Source organism: Pseudomonas sp. SWRI92 (assembly GCF_014268685.1).
GTDB lineage: Bacteria > Pseudomonadota > Gammaproteobacteria > Pseudomonadales > Pseudomonadaceae > Aquipseudomonas > Aquipseudomonas marvdashtae.
Window position 1 is genome coordinate 1 of sequence record NZ_JABWQY010000031.1, and the last position, 21,512, is coordinate 21,512.

The following is a 21,512-nucleotide window of genomic DNA, read 5'->3' on the forward strand; positions in this document are numbered from 1 at the left end:
TTAGCGCAAGCCTGATTTACCGTTCATCGTGACTGAGTAGCAAAAGGTAGGCTGACCATACATTTGGTTACTTTCGCGCCTTTCGAAAGTGACTCGCTGTAAAAGCGAAACCGCCAGCAGCCGTTACCAAAAAAATGGATATACACACATAGCGCTAGAGCTTTAGAGAACCGAGCACCTGCGCCAAAAACCGCTCCCCCGCCTCCATCTGACTCACCTCGATAAACTCATCAGGCTTATGCGCCTGCTCAATCGAACCTGGCCCACAGACCACCACAGGCACATCCAACCGCTGCTTGAACAACCCACCCTCAGTCCCAAAAGACACCTTCGCCGTCCCCGTACCCGGCGCAGCAAAGTCCTTGAGAAAACGCACCGCCTCAACACTCGGATGCGTATCGAGCCCCGGATAGACATTCAACGTCTGGATCTCGATGTCCGCCACGCTCGAAAGCTTCTTCGCCTCGCGAACGATCACCTCGGCCTGCTCACGCAGGTGCTCCAAAAATTGATCCAGATCATCGGCCGGCAGATTGCGCACTTCGAAATCCAGCGTACACAGGTTCGGCACGATGTTCAGCGCCTTGCCGCCGACGATTTGCCCGACATGCACGGTGCTGTAGGGCACGTCGTAATCCGCATCCTGGGCGCCCTGCTCCTGCAATTGCTGCTGGCTGCGGCGCAACGCCGCGATGAAGTCGCACGCCACGTGGATGGCATTGACCGAGCGCGGCGCCAGGGATGAATGGGCCTCCAGGCCACGGCAGTAGGTGCGGTAGGAGCCCTTGCCCTTGTGGCCCAGTACGAACTGCATGTTGGTTGGCTCGCCGATCACGCAGAGGAACGGCCGCACCGGCGCCAGGTGCAGCACGTCGAGCAGGCGTCGGACGCCCACGCAGCCGATTTCTTCATCGTGGGAAAGCGCCAATTGCAGCGGCCGGTTCAACGAATGATCGGCGGCGTCGAGCATGGCGTCGATGGCCAGGGCGATGAAGCCCTTCATGTCACAGCTGCCACGCCCGTAGACCCGGCCATCGCGGAACGTCGCCTGGAACGCCGGGACGGTCCAGGCCTGCCCCGCCGCCGGGACGACGTCGGTGTGTCCGGACAACAGGACACCGGGTAATTCCCGTGGACCGGTGCTGGCGAACAGGTTGGCCTTCTTGCCGCTCTCGTCCTTGACGATCAGCGACTCGATGCCCTTGCCCAGCAGCACATCGCGCACGTATTCGATCAGCGCCATGTTCGACTCCGAAGAGACCGTTTCGAACGCCAGCAGACGTTCGAAGATGGCTTGCACACGGGGTTTCATGAGGCCTTGCTCCGTTGTTCGACGGATGGGGCGAACCGGCGGATGGAGAACGGTTCGATTGACGTGCTGGTGCTGCCGGTGCTGATCAGTTCGGCCATGACGTCACCGACGCCCGGGCCGAGTTGGAAGCCATGGCCGCTGAAGCCGAAGGCGTAGTACAAGCCGTCGACGTTGCCGCTGGCGCCCATGATCGGCAGGTTGTCGGGCAGGTAGCCTTCGATGCCGCTCCACACGCGGATGATGTTGAGGTTGCCGACGCCCGGCAGCAGGCGCCGCATCTGCTCCAGTTGGTTGAGAATACTGCGTGGCTCGACGTAGGCGCGGCGGTTGAGCATGTCCGGCACGCGGCGATAGCCGCCGCCGATGATGATGTTGCCCCGTGGAATCTGGCGAAAATAGATCACTTCTTCAGGGATCTTGGTGAACACCCCGATCACCGTCGGCAAGGCGTAAGGCACCGGTTCGGTGACGGCCATTTGCGGGCCGTTCGGCGCCAGCGGCACCGGCTCGCCGAATTGCTCCGAGAGCTTTTGCCCCCAGGCGCCCGCCGTGATCAACAGCTGCGCGGCGCTGAACCGGCGGCCATCGGTGGTGGTGACGCTGAATTCACCGTTGGCCTTTTGCACCTCGGCGACTTCCGTGCGTTCCTCGATCCGCGCCCCCAGTCGTCGGGCCGCCCGGGCGAACGCCGGTGCCGCGAGGCGCGGGTTGGCGTGACCGTCGTGGGGCGCGTAGGAACCGCCCTTGACGTCTTTGCCGAGGAACGGAAAGCGCGTATGCAATTCGTTGCCTTGATAGATCTGCAAATCCAGCTGCCGGGCTTCGGGCGCATCGGCGTAGGCTTGCAGCTCAGCGACTTCATCCTCGCGATAACACACGCGCAGATGCCCGCTGGGGATGAATTCCAGGTCGTCGTCGATCAGCTCCGGTAACCGCTTCCACAGCGCAAAGGAACGGTTCGCCAATTCAAGCTGGCCAAGAAATCGTCCTTGGCGCCGCACGTTGCCGAAGTTCACACCGCTGGCGTACTGACCGATCTGGTCGCGCTCCAGCAAGATCACCGACTGGCCCCGTTGGCGCAGGAAAAACGCCGACGCCGAGCCCATCACCCCACCACCGACAATGATCACGTCGGCCTTATCAACGGTCATGGTGTCACCTCCCGGGTCGACATCGAAAGCGGTTTGACCGGTGCCTGACCACGCTGACGCCCGACCTGTTGCACCGGCACGCCCGCCGCTGCGGCGATCACTTCGGCCCCGGCCTGGGAGCAATAGCGCCCCTGGCAGCGGCCCATGCCGACCCGGCTGAACGCCTTGGCCCGGTTGACTTCACACGCGCCTTTTTCACTGACGGTGCGGCGTAGCTCGCCGGCGGTGATCATTTCGCATCGGCAGACGATGGCCTCGTCCGGCAACGCCTTGGCCTGCGCCGCCGGCCAGGGAAACGCCTGGGCCAGGCCGAGGCGAAATTCATCCATCACGCCCAAGGCCCGCCGTGCCTCGGCCATCCGTACCGCGTCCACCGGACGTTGCAGGTCGCTGAGCAAGGCCATGGCGACCAGGCGCCCGGCATGCTCGGCCGCATCCGCGCCACGGATCCGCGAACCATCACCCGCCGCATAGACGCCGCTGACCGTGGTCCGGCCCTCATCATCGGTTTCCAGCAGCCATTGCCCAGACGCCTCGTCGAAGCGCAGTCGACACCCGGCCAGATCGGCCAGTTGGGTTTCCGGGCGCAGGTGATAACCCAGCGCCACCGCGTCGCAATCCACCGTCAGCGTCTCGCCGTTCGCGGTACGCACGCGAACGCCACTCACGCCTGTGGCCGGCTCACCGAGCACTTGCAACGGCGAAACCCCGAGGTGCACCGCGATCTTCGCCCGATACAGCTGCGCCAGCAGTTTCATGCCGGTGAACAGCAATCCCGGACGCGCCATGAGTTTGGGCAAGGCCTGGATGCGCTTGCCCAGCGGCGAAGTGTCCAGCACCGCCGCAACCTGGGCCCCAGCTTTCACATACTGGCTCGCCACCAGGTACAGCAACGGCCCGCTGCCCATGAACACCACCCGATGACCGATGGACACCGCCTGGGCCTTCAAGGCGATCTGAGCGCCGCCGAGGCTGTAGGTGCCGCCCAATTGCCAACCCTCGATGGGCATCAAGCGGTCGGTGGCGCCGGTGCAGAGGATCAGCGCGTCGTACTCCAGCGTTGAATGCTGGCCTTGGCTGACGCAGCACAGTTGCCCTGGCGTCAGGTTCCAGACCAGCGTGTCCGGGCGGTAATCGATCTGTGGGCGCAGGCGATCGAAGCTCTCATGCAGGTCGCGGGCCTTGTCGGCTTCGGTGCCGTACAGCGTTGCGTAGTCGCGGGTGAACCCTTCAGGCTGGCGACGGTAGATCTGCCCGCCGTCACGGCGGCTCTCGTCGACCAGGACCGGTTTGAAGCCCGCCGCGACCAAGGTCTGGGCGCAACGAATGCCGGCCGGCCCGGCGCCGACGATGACTATCCGCGCAGTGGCCATACTGCCTCCGGTTGTTGAGTGATGATGTCCAGCCCCTCACGGACTTCCTGGGAGCAGGCGCGCAAGCGTTCGCCGCTGCGGGTCCAGACCCAGCAATCCTGGCACGCGCCCATCAGGCAAAAACCGGCACGGCTGCCCGGGTCGAACTCCGACTGGCGCAGCGCCGGGCCGCGGGTCAGCAAGGCGACCATCAACGTGTCGCCCTGCAACGCTTCGATGGGCACGCCATCCACCTGCAAGTTGACGACGGGTCGGCCCTGCTCGGCCAACCTCACAAAACGCGCGTTCATGCGTAGGCTCCCACGATCATGCTGTTCGTATCCTGTTGGCTCTTGAGCAGCTCGCCGCTGTCGTGATGACAGAGCACTTCGCTGCCGCCGTCGATCACCCGTCGAGGTGGCGCGGTGCGGTTGCACAGGCCATCGACCCGCACCGGGCAGCGGTTGAGGAAGGTGCACAGCTCTGGTTCATTGGCCTTTGGCCCCAACGGAGGAAGCGTGCCGCAGGTGGTGGCGCCGCAGGTTTCCAGCCAGCCCTGGCGCAACTCCGGGACCGAATGAATGAGCAAATCGGTGTAAGGATGAAACGGCGCCTGGGCGAACGATTGTCGGGTGCCCGCCTGGACCTTGTGGCCGCTGTACATCACCACAATGTCGTCGCACAGGGCGCGGACGGTGGAGATGTCGTGGCTGATGAACAGGTACGAGACGCCCAGTTGCTGGCGCAGGTCGCGCAGCAACTCCAGGATCGCCGCGCCGACCACGGTGTCGAGCGCCGACGTCACTTCATCGCAAAGGATCAGATCCGGCTTGGCCGCCAGCGCCCGGGCCAGGTTGACCCGCTGCTTCTGCCCTCCGGACAACTCGCTCGGGCGGCGCTCGGCCAAGTCCCGTGGCAGACGGACAAGGTCGAGCAACTCGCCGATGCGCTCGCGCAGGGCCGCGCCCTTGAGGCCAAAATACATCTTCAGCGGCCGGCTCAAGATGGCGCTGATGCTGTGCATCGGATTGAGCGCGGTGTCGGCGTTCTGGAACACCATCTGGATGCGCCGGAACTGGTCAGCGGTGCGTTCGGACAGGCTGCCGCCCAGCGGCGCTCCATCAAATGTCAGCCCGCCGAGGGCCGGAGGCAGCAGCCCCGCAACCACTCGGGCCAGGGTCGATTTGCCCGAGCCGGATTCGCCAATCACGCCGATGGCCTGGCCTCGCCGCACGGTCAGGTCAATGCCTTCGAGCACGCGGATCGCCGGCATGCCCTGCGCGTTCTTGTTGCCGTAGCCGGCGGTCAGGCCTTGGATGGTCAACAGTGGCGCATCCTCGGCCACGCCGCAGGGCGGACGGATCGTCGTGTCCGGCCGCGCCGCCGCCAGCAGGCTGCGGGTGTAGGCATGAGCCGGGCCCTTGAGCAGCGGCGTGGTGGCGCTCTGTTCGAAGATCTGTCCGCCGTTGAGCACCACGATCTGATCGGCCATCTGCGCCACGACCGCCAGGTCATGGGAGACATAGACCGCCGTCGCGCCACGCTCGCGCACCACGCGCTTGAAGGCGCGCAACACGTCGATCTGAGTCGTGACATCGAGGGCGGTGGTCGGTTCGTCGAGCACCACCAGCAGCGGATCGCTGATCAGCGCCATGGCCGCCATCACTCGCTGCAATTGCCCGCCGGAGACTTGGTGGGGGTAGCGCTGGCCGATGCGCTCGGGGTCGGGCAACGCCAGGTCGCGGAACAATTCGATGGCCTTGGCTTCGAGCACCGCCCGGCTGCCCAGGCCGTGGATCAAGGCGCCCTCCACCACCTGATCAATGAGTTTTTTCGCCGGGTTGAACGCCGCGGCGGCGCTTTGGGCGATGTAGGAGACGCGATTACCGCGCAGCCGTTGCAGCTCGCCTTCGCTCAGCGCGAGCATGTCATGCTCGCCGATCCGCACCACGCCGCCAGCCAGCCGACAGCCGCGTCGGGCATAGCCGAGCAGTGCCAGGGCGATGGTGGTCTTGCCGGAGCCGGACTCGCCAATCAACGCCAGCACCTCGCCTTTTTCCAGGGAAAAGCTGACGCCCTTGACGATCTCCACTTCACTGCGTTCGCCGCAGGCGACCACTCGCAGGTTTTCGACTCGAATCAATTCGCTCATCTCAATGACCTCCCGAACGTCGATTGCGCCGCGAGGACAGGCGGTCGATAAACAGGTTGACGCCAATCGTCAGGGTGCCGATGGCCAAGGCCGGAATCACGATCGCCGGCGCGCCCTGGTTGAGGCCGCCGATGTTTTCCCGCACCAGCGAGCCCAGGTCGGCGTCCGGCGGTTGCACGCCGAGGCCGAGAAAACTCATGCCGCTGAGCAACAGCACGATAAAACCGAAGCGCAGGCCGAGGTCAGCCAACACCGGGTTGAGCATGTTTGGCAGGATCTCTACGCAGGCAATGTACAGCCGGCGCTCGCCACGGGTGCGGGCCACTTGCACGTACTCAAGGGCCTCGATGTTCACCGCCATGCTGCGAGCGATGCGGAACGCGCCCGGGGTGAAACTCAGCACCGCCGTGCAAATCAACAGCGTTACCGAGGAGCCGAAGGCCGAGACCATGATCAGCGCGAGCATCTTGCTCGGAATCGAGATGAAGGCGTCCATCAGGCGGCTGATCAGCTCGTCCAGCCACTTCGGCGACACCACCGAGAGCAGCGCGCAACTGGTGCCCAAACCGCTCGCCAACACTGCCGCCACCAAAGCCAGGCCGACGGTAAACCGCGCGCCCACCAGGATCCGGCTGAGCATGTCACGGCCCAAATAATCGGTGCCCAGCGGGTAAGCAGCACTGAGGCTGTCAAAGACGTTGTCGGAGACCACTTCGCCAACCGGATGTGGTGCCAGCCAGGGGCCGAAGATCGCCACCAACAACCAGATCAGACACATCGCGGCACCGAGCAGGCCGAGCCAGGCGGTGCCATGGGAAACCTTGCCATAAGCCAGTTCAGGCGCGGCAGGCGGGGCTTTCACAATGAGATTGTTCATTGGTTTCTCAGCCTCGGATTGGACAGGATCGCGCACAGGTCGGCAATCAGCACCAGCATCAGGTACGCCGTGCAGAACAGCATGGTGCAGGCCTGGACCAAGGCCATGTCGCGGTTCGTCACGGCGTCGACCATGAGGCTGGCGATGCCCGGATAATTGAAAATCGTCTCGACGATCACCACCCCGCCCAGCAAGTAGGAAAGGCTCAAGGCGATGGCATTGGCGATGGGACCGATGGCGTTAGGCAAGGCGTGGCGCAAGACCACCCGCATCGGGCTCACGCCTTTGAGGCGGGCCATTTCCACGTAGGGGCTGTCGAGCTGGTCAATCACCGCCGCCCGGGTCATGCGGGCCATCTGCGCGACGATCACGCAGCACAGCGTCATGACCGGCAAGGCGTAGGTGCGCATGAATTGCAGCGGCGACGTGACCTCGCTGGAATAGGACAACGCCGACAGCCAGCCGAGGTTGACCGCGAAGATCAGCACTGCCAGCGTGGCGACCAGAAACTCCGGCACCGCCACCATCGTCAGGGTGAAAAAGCTCAGCACGCTGTCGATGCGCCCGCCCCGGCCCATCGCCGAGCCGATGCCCAGGATCAGCGCCACCGGCACCGACACCAGCGCCGTCGCAGCGGCGAGCATCAAGGTGTTGGGCACGCGTCCGGCCATCAGCTCGCTGACCGGCACGGCGTTGGAAATCGACACGCCCATGTCACCACTGAGCAGGCTGGTCAGCCAGTGCAGGTAACGCAACACACCTGGCTGATCGAGGCCCATTTTCACCCGCAGGGCCGCCACTTGTTCAGGCGTGGCGAACTGTCCGAGGGACTGTTGCGCCGCGTCTCCCGGCAATACCGCCGTGATGGCGAACACCACCATCGAGACGATCAGCAGGGTTACGATCGCGGCGCCGAGGCGCCGGCCGATCAACCACAATGTGTTGCTATTCATCATCCGATCCTCTTGCCGGGTCGCGGAGCCAGACAACGCTCATCAAGCATCCAGCCAGACTTGCTCGGAGAACATGTAGCCCATGAATCCGCCCAGCGGGTTGGTGCCATAGCCTTTGACGCGCTGGTCGACGCCGTCAATGTTGCTGATGAACACGGGGATGCCGATGCCACTGTGGTCATGCACCAGCGTCTGCATGTCGGCGTACATCTTGCCGCGCTTGGCCTCGTCGGTTTCGCCCCTTGCCTGCACCAGCAGTTGGTCGAATTGCGGGTTTTTCCAGCCGGATTCGTTCCACGGCGCCGAGGACTGGAAGAACTGCGAGAACAGCATGTCGGCATTCGGCCGCGGGTTGATGTTGCCGAAGCTCAGCGGGTGCTTGGCCCAATGGTTGGACCAGTAGCCGTCGCTCGGCAGCCGGTTGACGTTGAGCTTGAGCCCGGCTTCCTTGGCCGATTGCTGCAGCAGCACGGCGACGTCCACCGAACCGGTGGCGGCCGGCGAACACATGACTGGCATGCTGATACTTTCCATGCCGGCTTTCTTCAGCAGGAAGCGCGCCTTCTCGGGGTCGTAGGTGCGTTGTGGCAGGTCGGCGTTGAAGAAGCGCGCGCCGGGGGCGATCGGGTGATCATTGCCGACCCTGGCGAAGCCCCGGAAGATCGCCGACTTGACCTGCTCGCGATCGAGCAGCAACTTCATCGCCTCGGTGAATTCCGGGCTCTGGCCTGGCATCTGGTCCTGGCGAATGATCAGGTCGGTGTAGTTGCCCGACGGCGAATCGACGACCCGGTGGCCAGCGCTGTCCTTGATACGCGTGGTCGAACGCGGGTTGACCTCGTTGATGATCTGCACGTCGCCGGACAGCAGCGCGTTGACCCGTGACGGCTCATCGGCAATACCGATGAATTCGATCTCGTCCAGGTAGGGCAAGCCGGGTTTCCAGTAGTTGGCATTGCGCGCGCCGATGGAGCGCACACCGGGCTTGAATTCCTTGACCTTGAACGGACCGGTGCCGATGCCCTGGCTGAAATCGCTGGTGCCCTCGGGCACGATCAACATATGGGAAACGGCGAGGATCGACGGCAGCTCGGCATTTGGACCGCTGAGGCGGATCTGTACTTCGTGGGTGCCGTTGGCCTTCACCTCATCGAACTGCGACGCCAGTGGCAAGACCTTGGATCCGGTGATCGGATCCTTGTGCCGCATCAGCGAAAACACCACATCCGCCGCCGTCAACCCTTTGCCGTTGTGGAACGTGACTTCCTTGCGCAGGGTGATCACCCAGAGCGTGGCGTCGGTGGTATCGATGCGTTCAGCCAGTTCCAGTTGCGGCACCATGTGGCTGTCGAAACGGGTCAGGCCGTTGTAGAACATGTAATGGCGCACGTAATCGGTGGACGATGAGCCTTTGGCCGGGTCCAGGGTGTCGGCGGTGGAGCTGGTGATGCCGGCAACGCGGATACGTCCGCCGGGCTTGCCCTTGCCGGGGCTTGCGGTGTCATCGGCCAACAGCTTGCCGGCCGCGCCAAACAAGCTGCCGGCACCTGCTGCGGCGACCCCGGCCAACCCCAGCATCTGCAACGCGTGGCGGCGTGACATGCCGCGGTTGAGCCCTTCGAAAACACGCAGACTTTCTGTGCCGGTAATCAACTGGCCGTCGATGCTGTTCTTATTGTCAGTCATGTCAGTTCTACCTTCCGCAAGTGATAGGGGCTCGGTTGCGCACGGTCGACGCAACGGGATGTTGAAACGGCTGTTGAAACGCAAAGCGCAGCCTTGAAATCAGTGTAGGTAGTCCTGCAGGCGGTAATACGCGCCTACCAGCGGCAGGAACCAGGGCTTGCCGAAGTGCCCGGGAATCGCCGGCCAGTCGAGTTCTCGCCAGGGGTTTGCCTCGACTTTCCCGGCCATGACATCCGCCATGACCTGGCCCATGTGCACCGACATCTGCACGCCGTGGCCGCTGTAGCCCATGGAGTGATAGACCCCGCCGTGCTGGCCGGCCCTGGGCAGGCGGTCGGATGTCATGTCCACCAGCCCGCCCCAGCAATAGTCGATCTTCACGTCCGCCAGTTGCGGAAACATCTGCACCATCGCCGCCTGCAGCACCTTGCCGCTCTTGGCATCGGAAACACTGTCGGACATGGCAAACCGCGCACGACCGCCAAACAGCAAACGGCTGTCGGGGGTGAGGCGAAAGTAATTGCCGATCATGCGGCTGGTAACGTAGGAGCGGCGTGCCGGCAGCAAGCTGTCGATCAGCGACTGGGGCAATACCTCGGTGGCGACCACGAAACTTCCAACGGGTACGATGCGCCGTCGGTACCAACCGAGCCCGCCTTGCTGGCAGGCGCCAGTGGCCAGCAGCACCTGGGACGCGTGCAGCACGCCTTTGCTGGTATTGACCTGGTAGCCGCTGCCGCTGGCTTTCCAATCCTTCACCTCCACGCCCTGGAAGATCAACGCGCCGTGACGCGCCGCCGCCTCGGCCAAGCCGACACCAAAGCGCCCAACGTGCATCTGCACACCGTTGCGCTGCAGCAGGCCACCGTGGAACTGGGCCGAATTGACCTCGGCGCGAACCTCCTGCGCGGACAGCAATTGCACCTCGGCGTCCACTTCCTTGCGGATCAATTCACAGGTGCGCGCCAACCCTTCGTAGTGCATCGGCTTGGCGGCCAATTTGAGCTTGCCGTTGCGCGTCAGGTCGCAGGCAATCCCCTCCTGCTCCACCAACGAGACCACGCTGTGCACGGCGCTTTCGTAGGCCTGGTAATACGCCCGGGCTTTCTCGGCGCCGAGGCTGGCGGTGAGCGAGGCATAATCCTGGGCGACACCGGTGTTGCACTGCCCGCCGTTACGCCCCGACGCCTCGCCGATCACCCTTCCAGCTTCCAGCACTGCCACGCTGGCGCCCTTCAAGGCCAGGGCACGGGCCGCGGCCAGGCCGGTGAAACCGCCACCGACGATCGCGACATCGACCTGCCCGGGCAACCCGCCGAGCTGGGCACCGGTGAAGGCCGGTGCGGTATCGAGCCAATAGGACTCACTGCCCATGTCTAACCCCTTACCTTGAAGAGTGCGCTCAACTCAGAGCCCGACCAGACCGGGCAACCCGCCGATGTCCGGAATCTGGTGGTAGCCATAGACCGCATTGCCTGGTTGCTCGTGACCACGGGCGACGAAGGCTTTGTTCTTGATCTTCATGTCGTGGGCCGGCATCAGGTCGTAGCGAAAGCTCGACGACACATGCAAGACGTCCTCCGGCCCGCAGCCGAGGTTATCGAGCATGAATTCGAACGCCGCCAGGCGCGGCTTGTAGGCCTGGGCCTGCTGGGCCGTGAAGACTTTGTAGAAAGGCGCGCCGAGCTTGTCGACGTTGGACATGATCTGCTCGTCCATCGCGTTGGAAAAAATCACCAGGGGGATCTTGTCGGCGATTTTCGACAGGCCCGCCGGCACATCGGCGTGGGGGCCCCAGGTTGGAACGGCATCGTAATAGAGCTGGCCTTCACCGCGGTATTCGACGCCCCAACGCTTGCAGACCCGCATGAGGGAGGTCTTGATGATTTCATCATACGGCCGCCAGTCACCCATCACTTGGTCCAGGCGATAAGCGGCGAAATCCTTGACGAACTGGTCCATCTGCCCGGCATCGACGCGGTCGGCGAACAGCTCGCGCGTCATGCTGCCCATCTGGAAATTGGTCAACGTGCCGTAGCAGTCGAAGGTGATGTACTTGGGTCGAAGAAAGCTCATGTGTGCGGTCCTGGTTTGTTGTTGAAGGCATGACGAGGCAAACATTGACGCCGTTCGTGAAGCATCGGTGCAACGCTGCATCACGTTTTCATTACAACACCATGAGACCGTGGAAAAACCGTTAAAAAGAGTGGCCGCTTGGTACAAACCACCGTTTTTCAGGGCCCGCTCAGCAGACTTTGCGGGATGCTCCAGACACGGGCGTTGCACCCGTGTTTGTGTGGGTTTGAGGGCAGTTATGGTGCGTAAAACGCCTCATCAGGGCGGCTTTTACGGCAGATTCTGCGCCACCGCGCGAGGGCCCGGCCGCGCGAAACCTCCACTGGGGGACGGTGACGAGTGCGCGCTTGGTTCACTCCTGGAAGGGTTGCCTGAGCATGGAGCGGTCATGCGCAAACCCATCAGCCCTCATCAAGATGGCGATACTCAGCCCCCAACTGGCCCGCCAACTGCTTCGCCCGGCCCAGGCGAATCGGCCCGCGCTCGATGTCGATCAACAGGCTGGGGCATTCGAGCAACGGCAGCGACGTGCCTGCTTTCACCCGCCCATCGGTCATCAGCAGCACCCGTTGTTGCTCCGCCGGGAAGCGCTTGCGCCGGGCCGCGAGCCAGCGCCCGGCCTCGTTCACCGCCGCCAGCAACGGCGTGCCGCCACCGGCGCCCAGCGTATCGAGCCAGTCACGTAGGCCAATGGCGGCCTTGAGACCTTGCACATGCCAGACCGGAGCGCCACCGCTGGCCGTCAGCAACGCCAATCGGGCGCGTTGTCGGTAGGCATCGTCGAACAGTTGCGCCAGCAGACCCTTGCCGTCGCTCAAGGCCTGATGGCGACGGGTCGAAGCCGAGGCGTCGACGATCACCAGCCACAGCTCATGGGCTGAGCGCTGGCGCCATGTGAAGCGCAGGTCCGCAGGCAGGCGTGGACGGCCGTTGAGCAAGGTGCCCGGCCAGTCCACCACGCCGCCGGTTGCGGTTTTGCTTCGGCCTTGACGGCCCTGGTCCAACCGTCCCGGACGGGGTCTGGCATTCGCCCCCGCCAGCGAACGGGGGCGAATGCCTAGGGCTTTTTTGGCCAGCTCGGCACATCACGCCGGGCGCCGATGGGCAACGCCCTGGCCGGCAAGTCGCCCCATTGGCCCTGGCCTTCGCTGGGCCTGCTCGCCTCGTTCGGACTCGACTGCGGGGCCTGGGACGGTTCCGGTGCCGGCGCGGTGTGGCCGCGTCGGCGATGACGCAGGGCAAACTCGGCGACCGCATCGATGTCCTCGTCGGCAATGGCATCCGCGCCACGCCAGGCCGCATGCGCGCGGGCGGCGCGCAACCAGACGAGGTCGGCGCGCAGGCCATCGACTCCGGCAGCAAAACAACGCTCGGTAATCTGCCCCAGCGCCGCGTCATCCAGCGGGATCTGCGCCAACTGCGCCCGCGCCTGCTCGCAACGTTCGCGCAGTTGCTGCTGGGCCGGTTCCCACTCGGTGCAAAACGACGCGGGGTCGCTGTCGAAATCCAGTCTCCGGCGAATGATCTGCCCGCGCTCGGAAGGTGCGGTGTGGCCGTCCAGCACTACGTTCAGGCCGAAGCGGTCGAGTAGTTGCGGACGCAATTCACCCTCTTCCGGATTCATGGTGCCGATCAATACAAAGCGCGCCGAATGCCGATGGGAAATGCCGTCGCGCTCGATCAGGTTGGTACCGCTGGCCGCGACATCGAGTAGCAAGTCCACCAGGTGATCGGGCAGCAGGTTCACTTCATCGACATACAGCACGCCCCCGTCGGCCTTGGCCAGCACGCCGGGGGAAAACTGCGCGCGCCCCTGCGCCAATGCCGCGTCCAAATCGAGGGTGCCCACCAGCCGCTCCTCGGTGGCGCCCAGGGGCAAGGTGACGAACTGACCGCTGGCCAACAAGTCCGCAAGGCCCCTGGCCAGGGTGGACTTGGCCATCCCTCGCGGGCCTTCGATCAGCACGCCGCCGATTTTCGGGTCGATGGCGGCCAGGCACAGCGCCAGCTTCAAGTCATCGGCGCCGACCACGGCGGAGAGCGGGAAATGGGGGGTGTCGGTCATGTGAGATGTCTCATGAGGTATGAAGATCCCCTGTGGCGAGGGAGCAAGCACCCTCGCCACAGGGGCCCGCGTCGATCATCGATAAGTCAGCCATCTTCTTCAATGTCCAACAACAGATGTTCCAGCGCCTCGCGGTATTCACCGGGATCCTGCCACATCCCCCGCTGCTGCGCCTCGAGCATGCGCTCGGTCATGTCTCGCAGCGCGTCGGGGTTGTGCTGGCGAACGAAATCCCGGGTATCCGGGTCGAGCAGGTAAGCGTCGGCCAGCAAGGCGTATTGGTGGTCGTCGATCAACTGCGTGGTGGCGTCGAAGGCGAACAGATTATCCACGGTCGCAGCCAGTTCGAACGCGCCTTTGTAGCCGTGGCGCTTGACCCCGGCGATCCATTTCGGATTGGCCGCACGGGAGCGGATGACCCGGTTCAGTTCTTCCTTCAGGGTGCGAATCCTGGGCAGGTCAGGCTGGCTGTGATCACCGTGGTAACTGGCTGTCGGCTGACCGCTCAGGGTTTCGACCGCCGCGAGCATGCCGCCTTGGAACTGGTAGTAATCGTTGGAATCGAGCAGGTCGTGCTCGCGGTTGTCCTGGTTCTGCAACACCGCTTGGACCTGGCTCAGGCGCCGGGAGAATTGATCTCGCGCCGCAGTGCCCTCATCGCCTGAGCCATAAGCGTAGCCGCCCCAATTGAGGTACACCTGCGCCAAGTCTTCTCGGCTCTGCCAGAGACGACCGTCGATGGCGCCCTGCACACCCGCGCCATAGGCACCGGGCTTGGCGCCGAAGATCCGCCAGCCAGCCTGGCGCGCGGCGTCTTCCAACGGCACGCCCGATTGCAGCAAGGCTTCGCGCTCGCCACGGACTTTCGCCGCCAACGGGTTCATGTCGTCAGGTTCATCAAGGGCCGCAACGGCTTGCACCGCCGCATCGAACAAGCGGATCAGGTTGGCGAAGGCATCCCGGAAGAACCCGGACACCCGCAGCGTGACATCGACCCGCGGCCGGTCCAGCAGGCTCAACGGCAAGATCTCGAAATCATCGACCCGCTGGCTGCCCGTGGCCCACACCGGGCGCACGCCCATCAATGCCATGGCTTGGGCAATGTCGTCGCCGCCAGTGCGCATGGTGGCGGTGCCCCATACCGACAGGCCAAGTTGGCGCAAGTGGTCGCCATGGTCTTGCAAATGCCGTTCGAGGATCAGATTCGCCGACTGGAAGCCGATGCGCCACGCGGTGGTGGTGGGCAGGTTGCGCACATCGACGGAAAAGAAGTTGCGGCCGGTAGGCAGCACGTCCAGGCGCCCGCGACTCGGCGCGCCACTGGGGCCGGCCGGGACAAAGCGACCGCCCAAGGCGTCGAGCAAGCCGCGCATTTCCGCTGGGCCGCAAGCGTCCAGGCGCGGCGCGACGACCGAGCGCAGGTGCTCGATGATGTCCGCGACAGCTTCCCAGCCCGGCGCGTCGAGCAACGCGACTTCGCCTGCCAGTGCTTGTTCGATCAACCCTGCGGCGAACAGCTCCAGGCGCTCGCGGGTGTCGCCGACGGTGCGCCATGGCTCGTCGCTGACCTCGCGCAACGCCGCGGGACGGTCCGTTTCCCAGGGTTCGGCCAGGGCACAATCGAGCGGATCGAACCCCAACCCGAACGCCTTCGCCAACGCCCGCAGCAAGCTCGATTGAGCGCCCTTGCCGTCGCCTCGGGGGATGCGCAGCAACGCCAGCAAGGTGTCGATGCGCAGCCGCCCGGCGGGCGACTCGCCGAAGATGTGCAGCCCATCGCGGATCTGCGACTCCTTCAAATCGCAGAGGTAAGTGTCCAGGCGCGGCAGCCAGATCGAGGCGTCGGCGTCGCTGTCGAGCGCGGCATCGAGTTGCAGTTCGCGGTCGATGTGGGTCTCGCGCACCAAGTTCAAGATGTCCCGTTGCAGCTCCCGGGCGCGGCGCGGGTCGAGCAGTTGCGCCTCGTAATATTCGTCGGCCAGCAGCTCCAGGTTACGCAGCGGCCCATAGGTTTCGGCCCGGGTCAGCGGCGGCATCAGGTGGTCGATAATCACTGCCTGGGTCCGACGCTTGGCTTGGGCACCCTCGCCCGGGTCGTTGACGATGAACGGGTAGATGTTCGGCAGCGGCCCGAGCAACGCATCCGGCCAGCAGTTCTCCGACAGCCCGACACCCTTCCCCGGTAGCCATTCGAGGTTGCCGTGCTTGCCGACATGAATCACCGCGTGGGCGCCGTAGGTGTGGCGCAACCAGAAATAAAACGCCAGGTAGCCATGGGGCGGCACCAGGTCCGGGTCGTGGTACACCGCGCTCGGGTCGACTTGATAGCCGCGCGCCGGCTGGATACCGACGAACGTCAGGCCAAGGCGCAAGCCGGCGATCATCAGTCGGCCGTCGCGGAACATCGGGTCCTGCTCGGGCGCGCCCCAGCGTTCCCGCACCGCCTGGCGATTGGCCTCGGGCAGCGCGTCGAACAAGGGTTGATAAGCGTCCAGCGCCAGGCTTTGATGGCAGGGCCGCAGATCGAGACTGTCCAGGTCGTTACTGACACCGCCGAGCAACTGCTGGATCAACGCAGTGCCGCTGTCGGGCAATTCGGTCGCCAGCGGATAACCTTCGGCCTGCATGGCGCGCAGGATATTCAGCGCCGCCGCCGGGGTGTCCAGGCCGACGCCGTTGCCGATGCGCCCGTCCCGGGTCGGGTAGTTGGCGAGGATCAGCGCCACGCGTTTCTCTACGTTGGGCAGGCGCGCCAAGCAGGTCCAGCGCCGGGCCAGTTCGGCGACGAAGTCCATGCGCTCGGGCACCGCCCGGTAGCAGACCACATCGCTCTGGCTGCGCTCGCTGCGCCAGGCCAGGTCCTTGAAACTGACAGGACGGCTGATGATCCGGCCATCCAGCTCGGGCAAGGCAATGTGCATCGCCAGGTCGCGCGGCCCCAGGCCCTGTTCGCTGGCGCGCCAGCCGGGTTCATTGTCCTGGGCGCAGATCGCCTGGATCACCGGGATGTTGCGGCGAAACGGCCGCAGGTGCGGTGCTTCAGGGCTCGATTGAGCGAAGCCGGTGGTGTTGAGAATCACGCCCGCCTCTACCTCTTCCAGCCAATCTTCCACCTGGGCCAGGCAGCCGGGTTCCTTGAGGCTGGCCACGGCAATCGGCAGCGGATTCAGCCCTGCCGCTTGCAAGCGCTGGCAGAACACATCGATGAACGCCGTGTTCGCCGCCTGCAGGTGAGAACGGTAGAACAGCACTGCCGCGACCGGTTGATCGGCCTGCCAGTCGGCTTGCCAATCGTTCAGGGTCGCGTTGGTTTTCTCGGCATGGTAAATAGCCGTGCGCGGCAGCGGCTGCGGTTCGGCCCACGGGTAATCGCGGCCAAACCATTGACTGCCCAAGTGATGAAACAAGTTGAGGGCGTTACCCAATCCTCCCTGGCGCAGGAACTGCCAGAGCCGGTCGCGATCCTCGAAGGGCACATTGCTCAGGTCGCTGAGCTCCGGATCGGGGCGATCATCCCCCGGCACCAGGATCAGCTTCACGCCGCGCCCGGCGAGTTCCATCAGCCGCTCGATGCCGTAGCGCCAATAGCCGATGCCACCGTGCAGCGACAACAGAATGACCTTGGCATGACGCAGCACGTCGTCGACGTACAGGTCTACCGAGGCGTGGTTCTGCACCTGCATCGGGTTGGCGAGGCGGAAATCCGGGAAGTCGTCCGGCAACTGTCGCGCCGCTTCGGCCAGCAGCGCCAGGCTGGAATCGCCGCTGCACAGGATCACCAGCTCGGCGGGGGTTTGCCCGAGGTCGGCAATGTTGTCATCCGACACGAAACCGCCGGGCTGGGTCCTGAGCAGGTGCATGGCTTAGGCGCTGAGGGCAGCGCGCAACTGCGCTTCAAGCAACGCGGCATCCAGCGCCTGGCCGATCAGCACCAGCCGGGTGACCCGCGCTTCATCGGCGCCCCACTGGCGGTCGAAATGCTTGTCGAAACGCGTGCCGACGCCCTGGATCAGCAGGCGCATCGGCTTGTTCGGGATTGCCGCAAAACCCTTGACCCGCAGCACGCCGTGCTGGACCACCAGTTGCGTCAGCGCGTCCAGCAGCAGGCTTTCATCGGCCTGGGGCAACTCGATGGAAATCGAATCGAAGGCATCATGATCGTGGTCGTCTTCATCGCCGTCATGGTGGTGATCGTGATGACTGTGGCGCCCGTCGATGTGTTCTTCGGAGCCGGCGCCCAGGCCGATCAGCACGTCCAGGGGCAGGCGACCGCTGCTGGCCTCGATGACCTTGACCGCTGGCGGCAGTTCTTCAGCGACTTCCAGACGGACTCGGGCCAGGTCTTCGGGGCTGATCAGGTCGGCTTTATTGAGGATCACCAAGTCGGCGCTGGCCAGTTGATCGGCGAACAGCTCGTGCAGCGGTGATTCGTGGTCCAGGTTCGGATCGAGCTTGCGCTGGGCATCGACCTGATCGGGGAATGCGGCAAAAGTGCCGGCGGCCACGGCCGGGCTGTCGACCACGGTGATCACCGCATCGACCGTGCAGGCGCTGCGGATTTCCGGCCACTGGAAAGCCTGGACCAAGGGTTTTGGCAATGCCAGGCCGGAGGTTTCGATGAGGATGTGGTCAAGGTCGCCGCGCCGGGCGACCAACTCGCGCATCACCGGGAAAAACTCTTCCTGCACCGTGCAGCACAGGCAGCCGTTGGCCAGTTCATAGACGCGGCCGTTGGCTTCTTCTTCGGTGCAACCGATGGAGCACTGCTTGAGGATTTCGCCGTCGATGCCCAGCTCGCCGAATTCGTTGACGATGACTGCAATGCGCCGGCCCTGGGCATTGTCGAGCATGTGCCGGAGCAAGGTGGTCTTACCCGAGCCGAGGAAACCGGTGACGATGGTGACGGGGAGTTTGGCCAGTGTTTTCATCGGATGCCCTTTGGCAAGGTGGCGGGCAAACGGGACGACAACCGCAGGCAGGCACGCGCGGAAGATTTCGCCACCGGATCACCCCGCCCGGTTGTAGTGAGAATCTGTTGTCGAGGCAGGTCTCCTGGCTTTCGGCGGGCCAGTCCGGGCTTGTCTTGCAAAGCCTTGCACTGGCGTTTCCTGCGCCTTCCCGTGCGCCTTTTTTTAAAGGACTTGCACAGTGGCCTGGCAGGAACGGCACCGTTCACAGTTGCGGGGGCAGCCGCGGCTTGGACCGCGTTCCCTTCTTAGCTTTGGCGCACGCCAAAGAACCTCGAAGGCGCAAGGCTACGCAGGGTGTGCAGGCGGGTCAATCTCTGGAAGGCAATCTCCCGGCGGCCGAGACAGCGCGGCGAGATCAACGGGCCGCGACGCGCCAGAGCCGGGCGATGTCCCGCGCCCGCTCGCTCAAGAGGCGTGGCGCATCGGTGCAGGCCTCTTGCAACGTCATCGGTCCGTTCGCGAGGGCAAAGGCCGCATCGATGCCGTGATCGTATAGCGCCTGGTAACCCTCCCCCAGCGTGCCGGCAATGACCAGCACCGGTACGCCGTGGCGTCGGGCGATGCGGGCCACGCCAAAAGGCGTCTTGCCGCGCAGGGTCTGGGCATCGAAACGGCCTTCACCGGTGATGACCAGGTCCGCGCCGTTGATCGCGTCGGCCAGGCCGGTCAACTGCGCAACGACTTCCACGCCGGTACGAAACTGCGCTTGGAGGAACGCCTTGGCGGCAAACCCCAGGCCGCCGGCGGCGCCGCTGCCCGGCTCGTCGCGTACGTCGCGGTTCAACACCTGGGCGCAGTGTCCGGCGAAGTGCCCCAGCGCACGGTCCAGCCGTTGCACCTGCTCGGCGGAGGCGCCTTTCTGCGGGCCGAACACGGCTGACGCGCCATGGGGCCCACACAATGGGTTATCGACATCGGCGGCGATCTCGAAACGCACGCCGGCCAGGCGCGGGTCCATTTGGCTCAGATCGATGCGCGCCAGGTTGGCCAGGGCGAGGCCGCCGGGCGGCAGCGAGTGTCCGTGTTCGTCCAGCAAGGCGACGCCCAGCGCCTGGATCGCACCGGCACCGCCGTCGTTGGTGGCGCTGCCGCCAATCGCCAGGATGACTCGCTCGGCGCCTTCGTCCAGCGCTGCGCGGATCAGTTCGCCGGTGCCAAAGGTGCTGCTGGAACAGGCGTCGCGCTGCTCCGGCGGCAGCAATTGCAAGCCGCTGGCCTCGGCCATCTCGATGATTGCGGTGCGGCTGTCGGGCAACCAGCCCCAACGCGCGTCGACAGCGGCGCCCAGCGGACCGCGAACCCGAGCCTCACGCCACTGTCCGTTGCAGGCAGCCAGCACGGCTTCCACCGTCCCCTCCCCGCCGTCCGCCATCGGGCATTTGATCAGCTGCGCGTCTGGCCAGATCTCTGCCAGCCCTTGGGCGATGGCATCGGCGACGCCCTGGGCGCTGAGGCTGTCCTTGAACGAGTCGGGGGCGATGATTATTTTCATTTTTTTGTTCTCCGGTTCCGTGCACAGCATGCTGCCAGCTGGCCGCAGCCCTGACGCCGGTCCGCCGCACAAAACGGCTTGGACATTATTGTTCAAATTCACAAAGGCCTGGCTGCGCAGTCCAGCGCGAGCAAGCGTCCTCGCGCACGGGCGGCTACGTAGATGACTGCGGCAATAGCTGCACGCCCAGGTACAACGCCAACATTCCGTCCAGCCTGAGGGGGTCGACGCCGCTGAGCTCAGCGATGCGCTCCATGCGATAACGCAAGCTGTTGCGGTGGATCCCCAGGGCGTCGGCGCAGGCCTGGCTCTGGCCGTCGTGTTCGCACCAGCTTCGCAAGGTCGCCAGCAACTGCCCGTTGCTGTCCTTGGCGATCACTTTGCGCAACGGCGTCAGCAGTTCATCGAGCGCATCGTCGTTGCGATGCCGCCAAAGCATCACCGGCAATCGATAACGGTTGAGGATCAGCAAGCGCGATTGCGGCAGGACATCGCGCCCATAGGCGAGCAGGTCCGCCACGCGCCGGTAGCAGCGGCGCAAGCCCGCCAACCCATCGGCCTGGCCACCCACCGCCACCCGCAGGATGTTCCAGCCGAGCCCATCGAGTTTGGCCAGCAGCCGCTCGTTTTCCACCGACGCTGTGACGGGCCGGCACCAGAGCAACGACGATTTCGACGAGGTCAGGCACCAACTGTCCGGATAGCGCGACATCAGCCACGCACTCAGCGCCTCGACCGTCTGGCCGGGGCCATGCTCCAGGCCCAGCTCAAACAGATAGGGTACCCGCGGCAACTGCGGCTTGAGGCCCATTTGAAGGGCTTCGTCGAGCAGCCGTGGCGAATCCCCGGCGTCACCCAGCAACAAGGCCAGCAAATCATCGCAGCGCTGGCGGCGCCATTGCTGCTCGGCCTGTTGGTTGCGCTGGCCGAGCAGCATTTCGGCGGTCATGCGCACCAGTTCGGCGTAGGTGCGCAGATGTGCGGGATCGCCGGTGATGCCTAGCACCCCGATCAATCGTTGATCGAGCATCAGCGGCAGGTTGATCCCCGGCTGAACGCCCTTGAGGTGCATCGCGGTGTGCTCGTCGATTTCCACCACCCGACCATTGGCCAGCACCAGCTGCGCGCCTTCATGGCGGGTATTGATGCGCTCGCGCTCGCCGCTGGCAAGGATCAGGCCCTGGTTGTCCATGACGTTGACGTTATAGGGAAGAATCGCCATCGCCCGGTCGACGATGTCCTGCGCCAGGTCGTGATCGAGTTCGAACATGGGCGATGGTCCTTGCAAGCGGCGTGATTGTTGTTTTAGGCGTGGGTTTGGTCAGGCGCACAGGGTCGGCATCCAAACCCTGTGCCCTGGCACAAAGACACAGGACCTTGGCCTGGCCGAGACTCAAGGTGCGGTCAACGTTACCCCTTGGCACGC

At 64.5% G+C, this 21,512-nt stretch carries 16 protein-coding genes and 1 riboswitch; all 16 genes read right to left on the reverse strand.

The features are described 5' to 3' along the window. Window positions 1-154 precede the first annotated feature (154 nt). The 16 genes from argE to HU762_RS26360 all read right to left on the reverse strand — a co-directional run bounded on the left by argE (window position 155) and on the right by HU762_RS26360 (window position 21,356). Entirely contained in the window at window positions 155-1,312 is a 1,158-nt protein-coding gene (gene argE / locus HU762_RS26285; RefSeq protein WP_186641824.1) for an acetylornithine deacetylase, read from the reverse strand. After that, window positions 1,309-2,463 (reverse strand): FAD-binding oxidoreductase, encoded by a 1,155-nt coding sequence (locus HU762_RS26290; protein ID WP_186641825.1) that lies wholly within the window; start codon window positions 2,461-2,463, stop codon window positions 1,309-1,311. The genes argE and HU762_RS26290 overlap by 4 nt, the downstream gene beginning before the upstream one ends. Beyond that, window positions 2,460-3,836, reverse strand: coding sequence for an FAD-dependent oxidoreductase (locus tag HU762_RS26295; protein WP_186641826.1), 1,377 nt, complete (start codon window positions 3,834-3,836; stop codon window positions 2,460-2,462). The genes HU762_RS26290 and HU762_RS26295 overlap by 4 nt, the downstream gene beginning before the upstream one ends. Further along, window positions 3,818-4,126 (reverse strand): (2Fe-2S)-binding protein, encoded by a 309-nt coding sequence (locus HU762_RS26300; RefSeq protein WP_186615525.1) that lies wholly within the window; start codon window positions 4,124-4,126, stop codon window positions 3,818-3,820. The genes HU762_RS26295 and HU762_RS26300 overlap by 19 nt, the downstream gene beginning before the upstream one ends. Beyond that, window positions 4,123-5,967 (reverse strand): ABC transporter ATP-binding protein, encoded by a 1,845-nt coding sequence (locus HU762_RS26305; RefSeq protein ID WP_186641827.1) that lies wholly within the window; start codon window positions 5,965-5,967, stop codon window positions 4,123-4,125. The genes HU762_RS26300 and HU762_RS26305 overlap by 4 nt, the downstream gene beginning before the upstream one ends. A 1-nt stretch (window position 5,968) precedes the next feature. Further along, window positions 5,969-6,844 (reverse strand): ABC transporter permease, encoded by an 876-nt coding sequence (locus tag HU762_RS26310; RefSeq protein ID WP_186641828.1) that lies wholly within the window; start codon window positions 6,842-6,844, stop codon window positions 5,969-5,971. Further along, complete coding sequence (locus HU762_RS26315) at window positions 6,841-7,797, reverse strand: ABC transporter permease (RefSeq protein WP_186615531.1); 957 nt, start codon at window positions 7,795-7,797, stop codon at window positions 6,841-6,843. Before HU762_RS26315 ends, HU762_RS26310 begins: the two co-directional genes overlap by 4 nt. Before the next feature lie 42 nt (window positions 7,798-7,839). Beyond that, window positions 7,840-9,483, reverse strand: coding sequence for an ABC transporter substrate-binding protein (locus HU762_RS26320; RefSeq protein ID WP_186641830.1), 1,644 nt, complete (start codon window positions 9,481-9,483; stop codon window positions 7,840-7,842). 99 nt (window positions 9,484-9,582) lie between these two features. Further along, window positions 9,583-10,857, reverse strand: a complete 1,275-nt coding sequence (locus HU762_RS26325) for an FAD-binding oxidoreductase (protein ID WP_186641831.1) — start codon at window positions 10,855-10,857, stop codon at window positions 9,583-9,585. Between the two features lie 33 nt (window positions 10,858-10,890). After that, the gene (locus HU762_RS26330) at window positions 10,891-11,559 is read right to left on the reverse strand and encodes a haloacid dehalogenase type II (protein WP_186641833.1); all 669 of its coding nucleotides are present in this window, start codon (window positions 11,557-11,559) and stop codon (window positions 10,891-10,893) included. A gap of 401 nt (window positions 11,560-11,960) precedes the next feature. Then, the gene (locus HU762_RS26335; protein ID WP_225923581.1) at window positions 11,961-12,563 is read right to left on the reverse strand and encodes a VWA domain-containing protein; all 603 of its coding nucleotides are present in this window, start codon (window positions 12,561-12,563) and stop codon (window positions 11,961-11,963) included. Window positions 12,564-12,616: 53 nt separating this feature from the next. Further along, window positions 12,617-13,624: an AAA family ATPase gene (locus tag HU762_RS26340; RefSeq protein ID WP_186641835.1), complete on the reverse strand. Its 1,008-nt coding sequence runs from the start codon at window positions 13,622-13,624 to the stop codon at window positions 12,617-12,619. Window positions 13,625-13,710: 86 nt separating this feature from the next. Continuing rightward, complete coding sequence (gene cobN, locus HU762_RS26345; RefSeq protein WP_186641837.1) at window positions 13,711-17,484, reverse strand: cobaltochelatase subunit CobN; 3,774 nt, start codon at window positions 17,482-17,484, stop codon at window positions 13,711-13,713. A gap of 3 nt (window positions 17,485-17,487) precedes the next feature. Continuing rightward, window positions 17,488-18,552 carry a cobalamin biosynthesis protein CobW gene (gene cobW, locus HU762_RS26350; RefSeq protein ID WP_186641839.1) on the reverse strand — a complete coding sequence of 355 codons (1,065 nt, stop codon included), beginning with the start codon at window positions 18,550-18,552 and terminating at the stop codon, window positions 17,488-17,490. A 96-nt stretch (window positions 18,553-18,648) separates the two neighbouring features. Continuing rightward, a riboswitch (cobalamin riboswitch) is annotated at window positions 18,649-18,883 on the reverse strand. A gap of 66 nt (window positions 18,884-18,949) precedes the next feature. Further along, complete coding sequence (locus tag HU762_RS26355; RefSeq protein WP_186641841.1) at window positions 18,950-20,086, reverse strand: glycerate kinase; 1,137 nt, start codon at window positions 20,084-20,086, stop codon at window positions 18,950-18,952. Between the two features lie 154 nt (window positions 20,087-20,240). Then, window positions 20,241-21,356 (reverse strand): sugar diacid recognition domain-containing protein, encoded by a 1,116-nt coding sequence (locus HU762_RS26360; protein ID WP_186641843.1) that lies wholly within the window; start codon window positions 21,354-21,356, stop codon window positions 20,241-20,243. Window positions 21,357-21,512 lie beyond the last annotated feature (156 nt).

Coding starts and splice junctions, on each gene's coding strand:
- HU762_RS26355 (WP_186641841.1), bottom strand. CDS start 20,086: ATGAAAATAATCATCGCCCCCGACTCGTTCAAGGACAGCCTCAGCGCC.
- HU762_RS26295 (WP_186641826.1), bottom strand. CDS start 3,836: ATGGCCACTGCGCGGATAGTCATCGTCGGCGCCGGGCCGGCCGGCATT.
- HU762_RS26320 (WP_186641830.1), bottom strand. CDS start 9,483: ATGACTGACAATAAGAACAGCATCGACGGCCAGTTGATTACCGGCACA.
- cobN (WP_186641837.1), bottom strand. CDS start 17,484: ATGCACCTGCTCAGGACCCAGCCCGGCGGTTTCGTGTCGGATGACAAC.
- HU762_RS26360 (WP_186641843.1), bottom strand. CDS start 21,356: ATGTTCGAACTCGATCACGACCTGGCGCAGGACATCGTCGACCGGGCG.
- HU762_RS26330 (WP_186641833.1), bottom strand. CDS start 11,559: ATGAGCTTTCTTCGACCCAAGTACATCACCTTCGACTGCTACGGCACG.
- cobW (WP_186641839.1), bottom strand. CDS start 18,552: ATGAAAACACTGGCCAAACTCCCCGTCACCATCGTCACCGGTTTCCTC.
- HU762_RS26300 (WP_186615525.1), bottom strand. CDS start 4,126: ATGAACGCGCGTTTTGTGAGGTTGGCCGAGCAGGGCCGACCCGTCGTC.
- argE (WP_186641824.1), bottom strand. CDS start 1,312: ATGAAACCCCGTGTGCAAGCCATCTTCGAACGTCTGCTGGCGTTCGAA.
- HU762_RS26325 (WP_186641831.1), bottom strand. CDS start 10,857: ATGGGCAGTGAGTCCTATTGGCTCGATACCGCACCGGCCTTCACCGGT.
- HU762_RS26290 (WP_186641825.1), bottom strand. CDS start 2,463: ATGACCGTTGATAAGGCCGACGTGATCATTGTCGGTGGTGGGGTGATG.
- HU762_RS26305 (WP_186641827.1), bottom strand. CDS start 5,967: ATGAGCGAATTGATTCGAGTCGAAAACCTGCGAGTGGTCGCCTGCGGC.
- HU762_RS26340 (WP_186641835.1), bottom strand. CDS start 13,624: ATGACCGACACCCCCCATTTCCCGCTCTCCGCCGTGGTCGGCGCCGAT.
- HU762_RS26315 (WP_186615531.1), bottom strand. CDS start 7,797: ATGAATAGCAACACATTGTGGTTGATCGGCCGGCGCCTCGGCGCCGCG.
- HU762_RS26310 (WP_186641828.1), bottom strand. CDS start 6,844: ATGAACAATCTCATTGTGAAAGCCCCGCCTGCCGCGCCTGAACTGGCT.